The sequence below is a fragment of the Rathayibacter sp. VKM Ac-2754 genome (assembly GCF_009807095.1).
In the GTDB taxonomy this organism is placed as follows: domain Bacteria; phylum Actinomycetota; class Actinomycetes; order Actinomycetales; family Microbacteriaceae; genus Rathayibacter.
The window spans coordinates 166,582-180,516 of sequence record NZ_WUCC01000006.1; the positions used below are offsets into that span (position 1 = coordinate 166,582).

Sequence of the window (13,935 nt, forward strand, 5' to 3'; positions counted from 1 at the left end):
GAGTAGCCCGCGCAGCGGGCGTATCGAGATCCACCTGCGTCGGACAGACAGCCCGAGAGCCCGATCCCCTGACGCTCGTGGATCGCGCTTCAGTGCGAGTAGACGGTGACCGGCGAGGAGAGCGGTCCGGGCGGCACGATCGGGTAGGAGGCGATCCGGCCGTCGGCCGCGATCGACACGGACGCCTGGACGGGCTGGTCGCTCGAGACCACGACGGAGTCGGTGCCCAGCTCGGTCGTAGCGGCCGCGAACGGCCCGATCTCGAGGGTGCGCGATCCGGACGCCGACTCGAGGACGACCGAGGCCGAGGAGTCGCTCGCGTTCGCGAGGTGCAGGCGGGCGCCCGCCTCGCCGGTGCTGCCGATGCCGAAGGGGACGGAGGTCGCCGTCCCGGAGGCGAACCAGGCGAAGTCGGTTCCGGCCGAGCCCGTCGAGCTCGAGCGTCCGGCCGCCACGATCGGCTGGTCGGAGGAGAGGGTCACCCGGTAGGAGCCGTCGGCGAGCCCGGTGAGGGGCACCTCGCCGACGCGACCGGCGGGCACGACGACCTGAGTGGAGGCGCCCAGCCCGCTCGGATCCTCGTTCGACACCTCGATCGACACCGTGCTGTCGGCCTCGCCGGGGGTGAGGATGCGCAGCACCGGGCTGCCCGCGCCTCCGCTGCCGTCGTCGCTCGCCGTGTCGGCGGGCGGGGAGGCGACGGTGAAGCCCGAGATGACGGTCACGGTGTCGGGGCCGGCCGAGGGCGACGAGGTCTCGACGCCCTCGGGAGTGAGCCCCGAGATGGCGCTGCTCTGGAGGCTCGCGGCGATCTCTCCGCCGCGCGCGGTCATCCGGACCACCGGCTGGACGACGTCGGGCGCCAGCCCGGCGAGGGGCAGCGTGCGGACGGAGCCCGCCGGCACCACGATCCCGGTCGCGCCGGTGGCGCTGACGAGGCCCTGCTCGCCGTAGAGGGTCAGATCGACTGTCGCGGCGACCTCGCTGGCGTTCGCGAGCACGAGCACCGACGTGCGACCGACGTCGGTCGACCCGGCGACGAGCCAGCTGTCGGCCGTCGGCTCGGCGCAGCCGTGCGCCGAGAGGCCCGAGATCGACTCGTTCGCGATCGACTGGGTCGTCACTCCGCCGGGAGTGGGGTCGGAGTCGGCGGGCACGCTGAGACCGTCGATGCCGGAGCCCGGGGCCGCGACATCCGCCTCCGTGAGCACCGCGGAGCCCGAGGTCGAGCCGGCCGGCCACACCGTGGTCGCCGAGCCGCTGAATGCTCGCAGCTCCTCGGGTTCACCGGCGTCGATGAGGTCGCCCCCGCAGACCAGGGAGCCGTCGGCGGCGACCGGCGTGATCACGACGCCCTCCGCGGCGCGGCTCTCCGCGGGCAGCGGGATCAGCTGCGGGACGACGACCGCGGCGGCCGCCATGGCGAGCCCCGCTATCCCTGCTGCACCCCGGAGGGCCGAGCGGCGCCGACGGGCGGCGGACGGCCCGCGGCGGGTGGGCGTCGAGGCCGAGCTCTCGCTCGGGGCCCTGCGGCGGTCGGCGCGCTTCGTGCGGGCGGAGGACACGGCCTTCGCCGGCGTCTCCTGGTCGGTCGGATCAGACATCGTCGTTCCCGTCGTCGAACTGGCCGGTCGCCTCGCCGGGCTCGTCGTCGATCCCCGCCACCGCGGCGCCCGAGCGGGCGCGCTCGAGCGAGAGGCCCGTCGGCACCGCGAGCAGGACCGCGACGAGGAAGACGAGCAGGACGCCGACCGTGTAGGCGAGGCCGAAGGGCCCGACGACTCCCCTCGGTGCGGGATCGGCGCGGACGCCGTCGTCGTCGACGGCGCTCCAGAGGAGGCCGTAGCGGGTGTCGCCCACGGCGGAGAACGCCGCGTTGGCGTCGAGCGAGACGGCGGCGCGGGAGCGGACGGCCGAGGCCGCGCCGCTCGCCTGCGACTCGGTCGGCTCCGTCAGCACCACGAAGCGGACCCCGAGCTCGTCGAGGGCCGAGTCGACGTCGAGGCCGGTGCGCGACACGAGATTGCCCGCGAGCTCGTCGATGGCGTCCGTGCTCTCGGCTCCGGTCGCCGCGAGGGTCGACTGCTGGTCGAGAGTCGCGCCCGCTCCGCGCTCGAGGCGGGCGAGGATGCCGCCGTCGGCCTGCGGGACGAGCACGATCGTGCCGACCCGCGGGTCGTTCTGCGCCTCCGCGGCGACGTAGGCGGGCAGTGAGCGGTCGGAGGTCGTCGACACCGAGCCGGTCCCGAGCGGGAACGCACCGGCGAGCGGCGCGACGGCGATGACCACAGCGGCGGTCACGACGACGGCCGGGACGAGGCGGAAGGACGGCAGCGCCGCTACCGAGAGCGAGAAGCCGATGACGAGGCCGAGCCAGTAGAGGCTGAGGCCGGTCCCGCTCCAGACGGCGACCGACTCCGATCCGCTCGTCGCGACCTCGAGGCCCTGCGCCAGCGTCGCGGTCACCAGCCCGAGGGCGGCGACACCGACACCGCCGAGAGCCGAGAGGTTGTTCGGGAGGAGGAGCGACGCGAGCGCGGCGACGATGAGGGGCAGGATCAGCACGGCCGTCGCCAGCGTCGCGGCCGAGGCCGGGACGCTCAGATCCTGCAGGAAGCCCAGCCAGCTGTCGGGGAGCTGCGACGGGAAGCCCGCGAGCAGCGAGAACAGGTCGACGCGCGCCGAGGCGAGCGGGACCCCCGGATCGGCGAGGATCGCGAACCAGTCGCCCCGGCCGCCCTGAGCGACCACGATCGGGAACAGCAGGGCGAGGCCCGGGATCGGCAGCCCGGCGAAGCGGCCGATGCGGCGACCGGCCGTGGCGAGCACGACGATCCAGACGATCAGCAGCGGCGGCGCCAGGACCGGGGCGCAGGCCACGATGATCGCGGCGAGGATCGACGCGGTGGCGGAGGCCGACCACGAGCGGTACGCGCCGAAGCCGGCGAAGAACAGCCACGGCAGCAGCACGTGCACGAGGATCGCGGCCGGACGCCCGTCGGCCTGCGCCGCGAAGAAGGCGGGCGCGAGGATCCAGACGAGGGCTCCGGCGGCGCGTGCGATCGGTCGCGGGGTGATCCGCGCGATCATCAGCCAGGCGCCCATCGCCGCGAGCGGCAATGCCGTGAGGTAGAGCAGGACCATCGAGAAGCTCGGGGCCCAGAAGGTCAGCGAGCCGAGGACGGCGAGGACGGCGGCGAAGGGGTCCGCCGCTCCGATGAAGCCGGAGCCGAGGTCGCGCCAGCCGTAGGCGGCGTTCTGCCACAGCTCGCCGACCGTCGGGGACAGTGTGAGCAGCCCGCCACCGCTGATCGCGGACGCGGCGATGAGCGGCGTGTAGAGGATGAGACCGGCCAGCGCGGCGACGAGCACGATCCACACTCCGCCGCCCTGGAAGAACTGCAGAGGGTGGCGCTCGCGACTCGCCTGGACGCGGACGGCGTCGTGGCGGACCGAGCGCAGCTGCCGCACCACGTCGAGCGGGATCCGCAGGGGCGCGATCGCCTTCCAGCCCACGTTCTTCGACGAGCGGAGCACTCGGCGAGCGCGGAACACCTTGGTGCCGCCGAACGCCACGACGAACGAGGCGAGCAGCTCGCCTCCGACGAGCCCCGGCTGCTTGCGCAGGAGGCGGACGACGGCGCGTCCGACGGCGAGCGGCACCAGCGTGAGCCAGTGCAGGACGAGCAGGGCGACGGGCGCGTAGGCGAGCCGGCGGTGCAGCTGGGCGGTGCGGTGCTGCCGTGCGCGGCGACGCTCGCCGCCGTCGATGCGGCGTCCATCGGGGCGCTGCAGGCCGATGCGCGCCGTCGACACCCGGGCGTCGGGCACTCGGCTGACGCGGTGACCCGCGAGGCGGGTGCGGAGGGAGAAGTCGAGGGCGTCGTCGACCACGGGGAGTCCCGGGTCGAAGCCGCCCAGCTCCTCCCAGAGGCTGTGCCGCACGAGCATGCCACCCGCCGACACGGCGAGCACATCGGGAGTCGCGTCGTGCTGACCCTGGTCGAGCTCGTCCTCGACGAGGTGGACCGTGGTGCCGTAGCGCGTGATCGACTCGCCGTAGCTCCGGATGTAGCCGGTGCGCGTCCAGTCCATGACCTTCGGGCCGGCGACCGCGACCGACGGAGCGACCTCGACGGCTCCGAGGAGCGCCGCGAGGGCGCCGGGGTCGGGGGCGGAGTCCTGCGCGAGCAGCCAGAGCCACTCGTCCTCGCCCGCGGGAGGCTGCATCACGCGCACGGCGCGAGCCACGGCCTGACCGAAGGGCAGGTTCTCGGCCACCTGCACGAGCTGGGTCGGCCCCCATCCCGCGAGCAGCTCACCCGTCGCGTCCCGGGATCCTCCGTCGACGAACACGGTCGCATCGGGCTGGCGGGTCTGCGCCCGCAGCGCCGCGAGGGTTCGTTCGAGGTACGCCGCGCCGTTGCGCGCGACGAGGACGGCGGTGACTCGTGGATACATCGCGGACCACCCTAGGCGATGGCGACCGGGGCGCCGCCTGCGGCTCGCCGCCCTCCCCCGACGCACTCACGGCTACGCGATGAAGCGGCAGCGAGCACGCGATGCTCCGCATCGCGTGGCCTACCGGGAGGGCGAAGAGGAGGGGGCGAAGAGGAGAGGAGGGGAGGCGGGCGTGCCCTACGCCCGGCGGCGGAGCTTGCGGCGCTCGCGCTCCGAGAGGCCGCCCCAGATGCCGAAGCGCTCGTCGTTCTCGAGGGCGTACTCGAGGCACTGCGCCCGCACCTCGCACGAGGTGCAGATCTTCTTGGCGTCGCGGGTCGAGCCGCCCTTCTCGGGGAAGAAGGCCTCGGGGTCGGTCTGCGCGCACAACGAGTCGACCTGCCAGGAGAGCGCGCCGCCGGGTGCCTCGCTCTCGGCGTCGACACCGCGGCGGACACCGGGGACGCCGAGCCGGACCGGATCGACGAACCAGTCCTCGGGCACTCCGGAGCGACCGGGGACGCCGTGGTTCTCGGGGAGATCGTTGCCTTCGGGGAGACTGTCGGGAAGTGCCATAACGTCTCCTACCCCGCCTGCGACCGATGAACAGCGAGCCGCTCCTCACCGGAGCTGCCGCAAGGTAATTACACCGGTGTCATTCGCTCAGGTCAAGTCGCAGACTGTAAACCCTCAACCCTCCGTGGAGGGTTCACGACACACCGGCGTGTCGCGACCGTGTCCGATCTCGCGGACGACGTCAGGCTGCGGCGCTGCTCCGGGCCTGCCAGGCGCTCTCGACCATCTCGGCGATGCTGTGGCGCATCTCCCAGCCCAGGTCGCGCGCCGCGGTCTCGCCCGAGGCGACGATGCGGGGCGGGTCTCCGGGGCGGCGCGGGGCGACCTCGGGGGTGAAGGCGATTCCCGTGCTGTCGGCGATCGCGCGCATGATCTCGCCGACCGAGGCGCCCGTGCCGCTGCCGAGGTTGTAGACCGGGTCGATCGGCTCGCCGGCCGAGAGGCGGCGGGCCGCGGCGACGTGCGCGAGGGCGAGGTCGGCGACGTGGATGTAGTCGCGGACGCAGGTGCCGTCGGGGGTCGGGTAGTCGTCGCCGTTGATGCGCGGCGTCCTCCCCGCGAGCAGCGCCTCGAAGACGAGCGGGAAGAGATTGTGCGGGCTCGTGTCGTAGACGTCCGGGTACCCCGAGCCGACGACGTTGAAGTAGCGGAGGGAGGCGTGCCGCACGCCGTGCGCCCGGCCCGCGTCGGCCAGCAGCCACTCGCCGATCAGCTTGGACTCGCCGTAGGGCGACTCCGGGCTCTTGGGGGTGGCCTCGGTCACCAGATCGACGTCGACCGCGCCGTAGACGGCCGCGCTGGAGGAGAAGACGATGGAGGAGACTCCGGCGCGCTGCATCGCGGCCAGCACGCGCATCGTCGCCGTCACGTTCTGCTCGTAGGTGTGCAGAGGGCGCTGGACCGACACTCCGGCGTACTTGAACCCGGCGACGTGCACCACGCCCTCGATCGAGTGCTCGGCGAAGACGCTGTCGAGCAGCGCCTCGTCGAGGATCGAGCCGCGGTGGAACGGGACGCCCTCGGGGACGAACGACTCGTGACCCGACGACAGGTCGTCGATGACGACGGGGTCGATGCCCTGCTCGGAGAACGCGCGCACCACGTGCGCCCCGATGTACCCGGCTCCCCCGGTGACCAGCCATGCCATGCGCTTCTCCCTCGCTGTCCGGCGCCCGCGCCGCGCGCCGGATGACACCCTATCGGCGCCCGGGGAACGGCTCGGCCTGGCAGGAACTCGACGCAGCGGGCTATCCTGCCGCCATGCTCCGTTCCGTCGCCCTCGTCGCCCTCCCCGACCTCGCGCCGTTCGAGTTCGGCGTCGTCTGCGAGGTCTTCGGCATCGACCGCAGCGAGCAGGGCGGGCCGGCCTTCGACTTCACGATCGTCACCGCCGACCCGGGCCCCGTCCGCACCAGCCTGGGCTTCGACATGGTGATCACCGAGGGGCTCGAGGCCGCTGAGGGCGCCGACCTGATCGCCGTGCCCGCGCACTCCCGGGGTCCCGTCGACGAGCGCGTCCTCGAGCTGCTGCGGCGCGCGCACGCCCGCGGCGCCTGGATCCTCAGCGTCTGCAGCGGCGCCTTCACTCTCGCGCAGGCGGGGCTCCTCGACGGCCGGCGCGCGACGACGCACTGGATGCACGCCGACGAGCTGGCGCAGCGCTTCCCCGCCGTCCGGGTCGACCCCGACGTGCTCTTCGTGCAGGAGGGCCGGATCGTCACCAGCGCCGGGACCGCGGCCGGGATCGACGCGTCGCTGCACATCGTCCGCGAGGAGCTCGGCGCCGCGGTCGCCAACGTCGTCGCCCGGCGGATGGTCGTGCCCCCGCAGCGCCACGGCGGCCAGGCGCAGTACATCCGCACCCCGATCGCCGAGGTGCGCGCCGACTCGTTCGCGGGTGTCACCGACTGGATGCTCGACAACCTCGACCAGGACCTGACGGTCGAGGTCCTCGCCCGCCGCGCGCTGATGTCGCCGCGCACCTTCGCGCGCCGGTTCCGCGCCGACCTGGGCACCACTCCGCTCGCCTGGCTGAACCGCCAGCGCCTGCTGCGCGCGCAGCAGCTCCTGGAGGAGAGCGACCTGCCCCTCGAGACGATCGCCGGCCGCGTGGGGTTCGGCACGGGCGCCGTCATGCGGCACCACTTCGTGCGGGTGCTGCAGACGACGCCGGCGGCCTACCGCCGCACCTTCGCCTGTGCCGAGGCCTCCTGAGCAGTGCCGACGACCGCCGCCGGGCGCACCTCCGGCTCGTGGAATCCACACGGGCTCGCAGGATCAGGTGATTCCGACGAGCCGGACGTCATCGCGCGAGCCGGACGCAGTTCTCCGAGCCGGAAGTCGTTCCACGAGCCCGAGAGGCGTCGGGAGGCGCCTCTCGCAGCAGTACCGCGTCAGACCGTGGCGACGAACAGCGTCCCGTGCCCCGTCACGGCCAGCGCCTGCTCCGACGGAGTGACGTAGACGCTCCCGCCCCGCTCGATCCGGGTCTCCCCCTCCGCGCCGCGCAGCGTGAACTCCCCCGCGGTCGCGATCGCGATCGCCGGACCCGTCATCGGCACCGTCACCGGCTCCTCCGACACCGGCTCGACGACCGAGAGCACGAAGTCGGGGACGTCGGGGCGGTAGACGCGCAGCCCGGCGGCCGGCTCCTCCGGGTGCAGGTACGGCACCGGCAGCGGCGAGAAGTCGAGGACGTCGACCAGCTCGGGCACGTCGATGTGCTTGGGGGTGAGCCCGCCGCGCAGCACGTTGTCGGAGGCCGCCATCAGCTCGACGCCCGTGCCGAGGAGGTAGGCGTGGATGTTGCCGGCCGGCAGATAGAGCACCTCGCCCCGCGCGAGGCGCACCCGGTTGAGCAGCAGCGAGAGCGCGATCCCGGGGTCGCCGGGGTAGCTGTCCGCGAGATCGCGGACGGTGGCGGTCTCGAGCCGGTCGTCGCCCTCGGACGCCGCCACGACGGCGGCGACCAGCGCCGCCACCTCGTCGCGGTCGCCGTCCTCGAGCAGCCAGGTCACGGCGTGGCGCAGCACCGCCTCCGGCTCCCCCTCGAGCGTCCGCGCGAACGCGGTGATCGCCTCTGCCGCGGGCCCGGTGGCCCGGCCGGCGAGGTCGGCGAGGAGCGCCCGGGTGCCGGCGGGCTCGCGGAACCCGCAGAGCGCGTCGAAGGTCTCGCTCAGCGCGTAGATCAGCTCGGGCTTGTGGAAAGGGTCCTTGTAGTTGCGGTTCGCCGCGTCGCGCGGGACGCCGGCCTCGTCCTCCTCGACGAAGCGGCGCCGCGCGGTCTCGGACGAGGGGTGCGCCTGCAGCGAGAGCGGTCCGCCGGCCGCGAGGATCTTGAGGAGGAACGGCAGGCGGGGTGCGCCCGAGACCGGGTCCACCGAGCCCTGCACCCCGGCGAGCGCCGCCTCCGGGTCGTGCGCGAGGTACTCCGCGAGGGTCGAGGCGCCGACGGAGGCGGGGTCGAGGATGCGCGACGGCGAGCCGGGGTGCGCCCCCAGCCAGAGCTCCGCCTCGGGCGATCCGGACGCCGGGGTGCCGAGCGCCTCCGAGATGCCGGTGAGCGAGCCCCAGGCGTAGTCGCGGGGGGTGTTGCCGATCGGGATGAACACGGGGCGGCCGCCTTCCGTCGAGACAGTGGGGTCGGAGCCGCACGTCCCGGGGCCGCTCCGCCCCGACGCTAGCAGGATCTACAAGGCCGACGGCCGCTGACGGCGGCGCCCTTGGCGCTCTCCGCCAGCGGGCGCGGCGGGCGCGCCCCTCCTTCGTACGCTGGGAGGAGCCGCATCGTCGCCGCTCCCGCGGCACCGGTCGATGCGCCACGAGAGCAACGGAGCGATGGAGCATGGACAGCACGACCTTCGAGATCCTGGCGGCCGACTTCTACGGGTTCGAGGGGCGGCTCACGCCCGCCGAGAAGCAGCTGATCACCGGCGTCCGCGCCTTCCTCGAGGCCGAGGTGCGTCCGATCGCCGACGACTACTGGGAGCGCGCCGAGTTCCCGCGGCAGCTGATCCCCGGCATCCACGCCTCCGGAGTCGTCGGCCTCTCGTGGCCCGAGACCCGGGCGATCGAGAACTCGGCCGTGTTCCGCGGCTGGGTCGCGCTCGAGCTCGGCCGGGTCGACGCCGGCATCGCGACCTACGTCGGGGTGCAGAACGGACTCGTCATGGGCACCGTCGGCGTCGCCGGGTCGCCGGAGCAGCGCGCCGAGTGGCTCCCGAAGCTCGCCTCGGGCGAGGTGATCGGCGCCTTCGGCCTCACCGAGCCGCAGTCCGGCTCCGACTCGGCGCAGGGCCTGCGCACCACCGCCCGCCGCGAGGGCGACAGCTGGGTGCTCGACGGCGCCAAGCGCTGGATCGGCAACGCGACCTTCAGCGACATCACCGTGATCTGGGCGAAGGACGTCGCCGACGGCCAGGTGAAGGGCTTCCTCGTCCCCACCCAGGCGCCCGGCTACCGGGCGACGGCGATCGCGCGCAAGCAGAGCCTGCGCACCGTGCAGAACGCCGACATCGTGCTCGAGGGCGTCGTCGTGCCCGAGTCGCTCCGCCTGCAGGGCGCGAACTCCTTCCGCGACACCGCGAAGGTCCTCCGCCTCACCCGCGCCGAGGTCGCATGGCAGGCGATCGGAGTCGCGATCGGCGCCTACGACGCGGCCCTGCGCTACGCCCGCGAGCGCGTCCAGTTCGGCAAGCCGCTCGTCGAGCACCAGCTCGTGCAGGACCTGCTGGTGAAGAGCATCGGCAACATCACGGCCAGCATCGCTCTCGCGACCCGGGTCTCCGAGATGCTGGACGACGACGAGCAGCGCGACGAGCACTCCGCCCTCGCCAAGGCGTACACGACATCGCGGATGCGCGAGACGGTGGCCTGGTGCCGCGAGGTGATGGGCGGCAACGGCATCGTGCTCGACTACGGAGTCGCGCGGTTCTTCGCCGACGCGGAGGCGCTCTACTCGTACGAGGGCACGCGCGAGATGAACACTCTGATCGTCGGCCGCGCCATCACCGGCAGCGCGGCGTTCGTCTGAGCCGGGCCGACCCGCCCGCTCCCTAGACTGATCGCCATGATCCGACGCGCCGCGCCCGCCGCTCCCCGAGCGCTCGCGGTCGCGGTGCTCACGGTCATGGTGGGCGGCCAGGCGCTGCGCAACCTGCTCGGCTGGTGGGGCTGGGGCGCCGTCGTCGCGGCGCTCCTCGTCGCGTGCGTCGCGCTGGTCGTCCGCGAGCGGCCGCGCCTGCGCTGGAGCCGGACCCCGAAGTCGCTGGTCGCGTTCCTCGCACTGGCGGTCCTGTCGCTGCTGTGGTCGGCCTACCCCGGCGCGAGCGCGATCGGCATCGTCGCGCAGCTGGCCACCACGTTCGGCGGCGTGGTCATCGCCCTGACGCTCGGCGTCCGCTCCTTCGTGACCGCCCTCGGGCGAGCGCTGCGGATCACGGTCGGCCTCTCCCTCCTGTTCGAGCTGGTGATCGCGGTGTTCGTGCGGCAGCCGGTCCTGCCGGTGGTCATCGACCTGCCCGACGGCCGCATCCCCGACGCGTTCTACTGGTCGCTGGCCGACCTCTTCACCGGCGAGCCGATCCAGGGCATCGTCGGCAACCGCAACCTGCTGGGCTTCGTCGCGCTGCTCGGCCTGATCGTCGTCGCGATCGAGCTCGCGTCGCACAGCATCCGCCGTCGGTGGGGCGCGCTCTGGGCCGTCCTCTTCGTCGCCGCACTGCTGCTCACGCGCTCCTCGACCGTGATCCTGTGCGCCGTCGCCGTCGCGCTGGCCGCCGCCCTGGCCCTCTGGGCCCGGCGCCGCGGGGAGTCGGGGCGCCGGCCCGTGTACGCCACCGCGCTCGGGATCGTCGGCGTCACCGTCGCCGGCACGATCGTCGGCTGGAGCGCCCTGCTCGGCCTCCTGGGCAAGAGCGACGACGCGACGGGCCGGCTCGACATCTGGCGGGCCGTCTGGGCTCTCGCCTCCGAGCGTCCCGTGCTCGGCTGGGGCTGGGTCAGCTACTGGGCGCCGTGGGCGGCCCCCTTCGACACCCTCGCCGAGCGCAAGGGCGTGCTCTACCTGCAGGCGCACGACGCCTGGCTCGACGTCTGGTTCCAGCTCGGGATCGTCGGCCTCGTCCTCTTCGTCGCCCTGGCCGCCTCGACGCTCTGGCGCTCGTGGTTCCGCGCGGTCGACCGCCCCCGCCGCAGCGCCACCACGACGCTCCCCTACTCGGCGACGTCGCTCGCACCGCTGCTGCTGAGCGTCGCGCTGCTCGCCCAGTCGCTGGCCGAGAGCCGCATCCTGATCGAGGGCGGCTGGCTCCTCCTGGTCGCCCTCGCCGTCCTGACGAAGCAGCCCGCGAACGAGACGGAGGATGCGCTCACCGCCGAGCCGATCCCCCTCGCCGTCGAGCGCTCCGGTCGATGAGCGATCGGACGCCGTCCGCGCTCCCGGCGTCCCTCGCGGACGCACTGGTCTCGCCGCAGTTCGCCGCCGCGCTCGCGCAGACCTCCCTCGTCGTCGTGCTCTGCGCGCCCGCTGTCCGCGGTGTCATCGGCTGGCCGGGCTACGTCGCCGCGATCGCGACGCTGACGATCCTCGCGGGTGGGATGCTGATCCTCCGGCGCGGGATGCTCGACTGGGAGGGCCTGCTGCCGACGAGCATCCTGGTCTTCCTCGGCTGGATCGGCCTGAGCGTGCTGTGGAGCGGCTACCAGTGGGCGACCGTCTCGAGCGTGGCGTACCAGTTCGCCCTGGCGTTCCTCGCGATCGCGATCGGGCTGACGCGGGACATCATCCAGATCATCCGCGCGGTCGGCGACGTGATGCGAGTCGTCCTGGTCGCCTCCCTGGCGGTCGAGGTGCTGGCCGGCGTGCTGATCGACCGCCCGCTGCGCTTCCTCGGCGTCGAGGGCCTGCTCGCCTCGGGCGGCCCGGTCCAGGGGCTGGTCGGCACGCGCAACCAGCTCGGCCTGGTCTGCCTGCTGGCGATCGTCACCTTCTCGATCGAGCTCGTGACGCGCTCGCTCGCCCGCGGCCCCGCCATCGCCTCGATCGTGCTGGCCGCTCTCACCCTGCTCTTCACGCGCTCGGCCGTCAGCGCGGGGGTGCTGGTCGTCGCCGCCGTCGTCGCCCTCGCCCTCCGCTGGGTGCGGCGCGGCGACGGCGGTCAGCGGCGGCGCCGGCAGTACGTCACGGTGAGCATCGCGGCCGCCGCCGCTCTGACCGCGTGGATCTTCCGCTCGCGGATCATCGACACGCTGAACGCGGGCAGCGAGTTCGAGTTCCGGGTGCGGCTCTGGGAGCAGGTCGGGCGGTTCACCGATCTCGCCCCGATCATCGGCTGGGGCTGGGTGGGGTACTGGCGCACCGATCTGTACCCCTTCACCGCCATCGACTACCTCTCGGGCCGGCCGCACTCGTCGAGTCTCAACGCGGTCTTCGACCTGGCCCTGCAGGTCGGCGTCGTCGGAGTGGTGCTGTTCCTGGTCCTGATCGGCCTCGCGCTCTGGCGCTCCTGGCTGATCGCGTCCGAGCGCAAGGCGGTCGTGCACGTCTGGCCCGTCCTGGTGCTCACGGTGCTGATCATCACCGCGCTCGCCGAGAGCTCGATCCTGCTCGACGCGGGCTGGCTGCTCGTGGTGATCTGCGCGATGCGCGCCGCGCAGGGGCTCAGCTGGCGGCGCCTCCTGCACCCGAGGGACTGACCCTCGACGCCGCCCTCTGCGCGGCGACCGCGCGGAGGACGGCCAGGTGCTCCTCGCGGCAGCGCTCCCAGCTGAAGCGGCGGGCGCGCTCGACACCGAGCGGCCCGAGCTCGGGGCCGCGCGCGATCGCCTCGAGGATCCCGTCGGCGATCGAGCGCGGGTCGAGCGGATCGACGTACACGGCGGCGTCGCCGCAGATCTCGGGCAGCGAGCCCGCAGAGGAGGCGGCGACGGGGCAGCCGGACGCCATCGCCTCGATCGGCGGGAAGCCGAAGCCCTCGTAGAGACTCGGGAAGGCCAGCGCCGCTGCACGGCGGTAGAGCTCGGCGAGCTCCTGCTCGGTGACGTGACCGCGCCAGTCGACGAAGTCGGGCAGCGGAGCGAGCCGGTCGAGGTCGCCGCCCGTCAGCACCAGGCGGAGCGGGTGGCCGTCGGCGCGCAGCAGGCGCATCGCCTCGAAGAGCCGCGCGTGGTTCTTGTGCGGCCAGGCGCGCGCCGGGTAGAGGACGAAGTCCTCCCGCTCCCCCAGGTTCGGGCGGAACCGCTCGGTGTCCACGCCCAGGTGCGAGACGTGGATCCGCTCCTCGGGGATGCCGAGGAGCTCGACGATGCGGCTCTTCGTGAAGGCGCTGATGGTGATGACGGCGTCGGCGCGGCGCGCGGTGGCCTCGTAGGCGACCCTCCGGAACACCCGCTCGATGCGCGGGAACAGCTGCGGGAGGTCGCGGTGCTGCAGGTCGAAGACCATCTGCACGTGCCCCTGCCTGCGCGACGGGTAGGGCAGCGGCACGGTGAAGGGGAAGTAGAGGATCTCGTCGCGGCCGAGCAGCCGGCGCAGCCGGAGCGTGCGGACGGCCGCCTGGAGCATCCCGATCGCGCGACGGCGGTGCCCGGCGCCGCTCACCACTCCGCGCGCGACGACCTCGGGCACGCCCTCGCTGAAGCCGCGGGCGTTCTCGGGCACGAGCGCTCTGACGCGCAGTCCCTCCTCACCGGCGCGGGGCACCAGGAGGCGCGTCAGAGCGCGGGCGTAGGTCTCGCCGCCGCCCATCCCGCCCGGGTCGACGGTGAGCACGGCGAGGGTGACGGGGAGGTTCTCGGGCATGGCGTCCAATCGCGTTCCGATCCCGGCGAAGCCGATCGATCCGGTGCCCCGGTCGTTCCAGAGCCGGGTCAGGATACCCGCGCGGCCCGCTCCCGGCGGCGGCGGCGGACGGGCGCTCG

General features: G+C 73.5%; 10 protein-coding genes. 4 read left to right on the forward strand and 6 right to left on the reverse strand.

The window, feature by feature from the left end; translation table 11 throughout:
• Positions 1-89: 89 nt before the first annotated feature.
• From GRS92_RS12060 to galE, 4 genes are all read right to left on the reverse strand, one after another.
• Positions 90-1,604, reverse strand: a complete 1,515-nt coding sequence (locus GRS92_RS12060; protein WP_159856636.1) for a DUF5719 family protein — start codon at positions 1,602-1,604, stop codon at positions 90-92.
• Positions 1,597-4,461, reverse strand: a complete 2,865-nt coding sequence (locus GRS92_RS12065; protein ID WP_159856638.1) for a glycosyltransferase family 2 protein — start codon at positions 4,459-4,461, stop codon at positions 1,597-1,599. The genes GRS92_RS12060 and GRS92_RS12065 overlap by 8 nt, the downstream gene beginning before the upstream one ends.
• Before the next feature lie 177 nt (positions 4,462-4,638).
• Positions 4,639-5,016: a WhiB family transcriptional regulator gene (locus GRS92_RS12070; RefSeq protein ID WP_159856640.1), complete on the reverse strand. Its 378-nt coding sequence runs from the start codon at positions 5,014-5,016 to the stop codon at positions 4,639-4,641.
• Positions 5,017-5,197: 181 nt separating this feature from the next.
• Positions 5,198-6,163, reverse strand: a complete 966-nt coding sequence (gene galE, locus GRS92_RS12075; protein ID WP_159856642.1) for a UDP-glucose 4-epimerase GalE — start codon at positions 6,161-6,163, stop codon at positions 5,198-5,200.
• 113 nt (positions 6,164-6,276) lie between these two features.
• On the opposite strand from galE, the gene GRS92_RS12080 reads away from it, so the two are divergent.
• A complete protein-coding gene (locus GRS92_RS12080; protein ID WP_159856644.1) occupies positions 6,277-7,230 on the forward strand; it encodes a GlxA family transcriptional regulator in 954 nt (317 codons plus the stop codon).
• 179 nt (positions 7,231-7,409) lie between these two features.
• On the opposite strand, the gene manA is transcribed toward GRS92_RS12080, so the two are convergent.
• Entirely contained in the window at positions 7,410-8,627 is a 1,218-nt protein-coding gene (gene manA / locus GRS92_RS12085; protein WP_159856646.1) for a mannose-6-phosphate isomerase, class I, read from the reverse strand.
• Positions 8,628-8,860: 233 nt separating this feature from the next.
• Here manA and GRS92_RS12090 point away from each other — a divergent pair, with 233 nt between their 5' ends.
• Genes GRS92_RS12090 through GRS92_RS12100 form a run of 3 tightly spaced genes read left to right on the forward strand, consistent with a single transcriptional unit; the run spans position 8,861 to position 12,711 of the window.
• On the forward strand, positions 8,861-10,048 hold the full coding sequence (locus GRS92_RS12090; protein WP_159856648.1) for an acyl-CoA dehydrogenase family protein: 1,188 nt from the start codon (positions 8,861-8,863) through the stop codon (positions 10,046-10,048).
• 36 nt (positions 10,049-10,084) lie between these two features.
• The gene (locus GRS92_RS12095; RefSeq protein ID WP_159856650.1) at positions 10,085-11,431 is read left to right on the forward strand and encodes an O-antigen ligase family protein; all 1,347 of its coding nucleotides are present in this window, start codon (positions 10,085-10,087) and stop codon (positions 11,429-11,431) included.
• Positions 11,428-12,711 (forward strand): O-antigen ligase family protein, encoded by a 1,284-nt coding sequence (locus tag GRS92_RS12100; protein ID WP_159856652.1) that lies wholly within the window; start codon positions 11,428-11,430, stop codon positions 12,709-12,711. Before GRS92_RS12095 ends, GRS92_RS12100 begins: the two co-directional genes overlap by 4 nt.
• Here the strand turns inward: GRS92_RS12100 and GRS92_RS12105 are convergent.
• Complete coding sequence (locus tag GRS92_RS12105) at positions 12,677-13,816, reverse strand: glycosyltransferase family 4 protein (protein WP_159856654.1); 1,140 nt, start codon at positions 13,814-13,816, stop codon at positions 12,677-12,679. The genes GRS92_RS12100 and GRS92_RS12105 overlap by 35 nt on opposite strands.
• Positions 13,817-13,935: the final 119 nt, after the last annotated feature.

Coding starts and splice junctions, on each gene's coding strand:
- GRS92_RS12060 (WP_159856636.1), bottom strand. CDS start 1,604: ATGTCTGATCCGACCGACCAGGAGACGCCGGCGAAGGCCGTGTCCTCC.
- GRS92_RS12065 (WP_159856638.1), bottom strand. CDS start 4,461: ATGTATCCACGAGTCACCGCCGTCCTCGTCGCGCGCAACGGCGCGGCG.
- GRS92_RS12070 (WP_159856640.1), bottom strand. CDS start 5,016: ATGGCACTTCCCGACAGTCTCCCCGAAGGCAACGATCTCCCCGAGAAC.
- galE (WP_159856642.1), bottom strand. CDS start 6,163: ATGGCATGGCTGGTCACCGGGGGAGCCGGGTACATCGGGGCGCACGTG.
- GRS92_RS12080 (WP_159856644.1), top strand. CDS start 6,277: ATGCTCCGTTCCGTCGCCCTCGTCGCCCTCCCCGACCTCGCGCCGTTC.
- GRS92_RS12090 (WP_159856648.1), top strand. CDS start 8,861: ATGGACAGCACGACCTTCGAGATCCTGGCGGCCGACTTCTACGGGTTC.
- GRS92_RS12095 (WP_159856650.1), top strand. CDS start 10,085: ATGATCCGACGCGCCGCGCCCGCCGCTCCCCGAGCGCTCGCGGTCGCG.
- GRS92_RS12100 (WP_159856652.1), top strand. CDS start 11,428: ATGAGCGATCGGACGCCGTCCGCGCTCCCGGCGTCCCTCGCGGACGCA.
- GRS92_RS12105 (WP_159856654.1), bottom strand. CDS start 13,816: ATGCCCGAGAACCTCCCCGTCACCCTCGCCGTGCTCACCGTCGACCCG.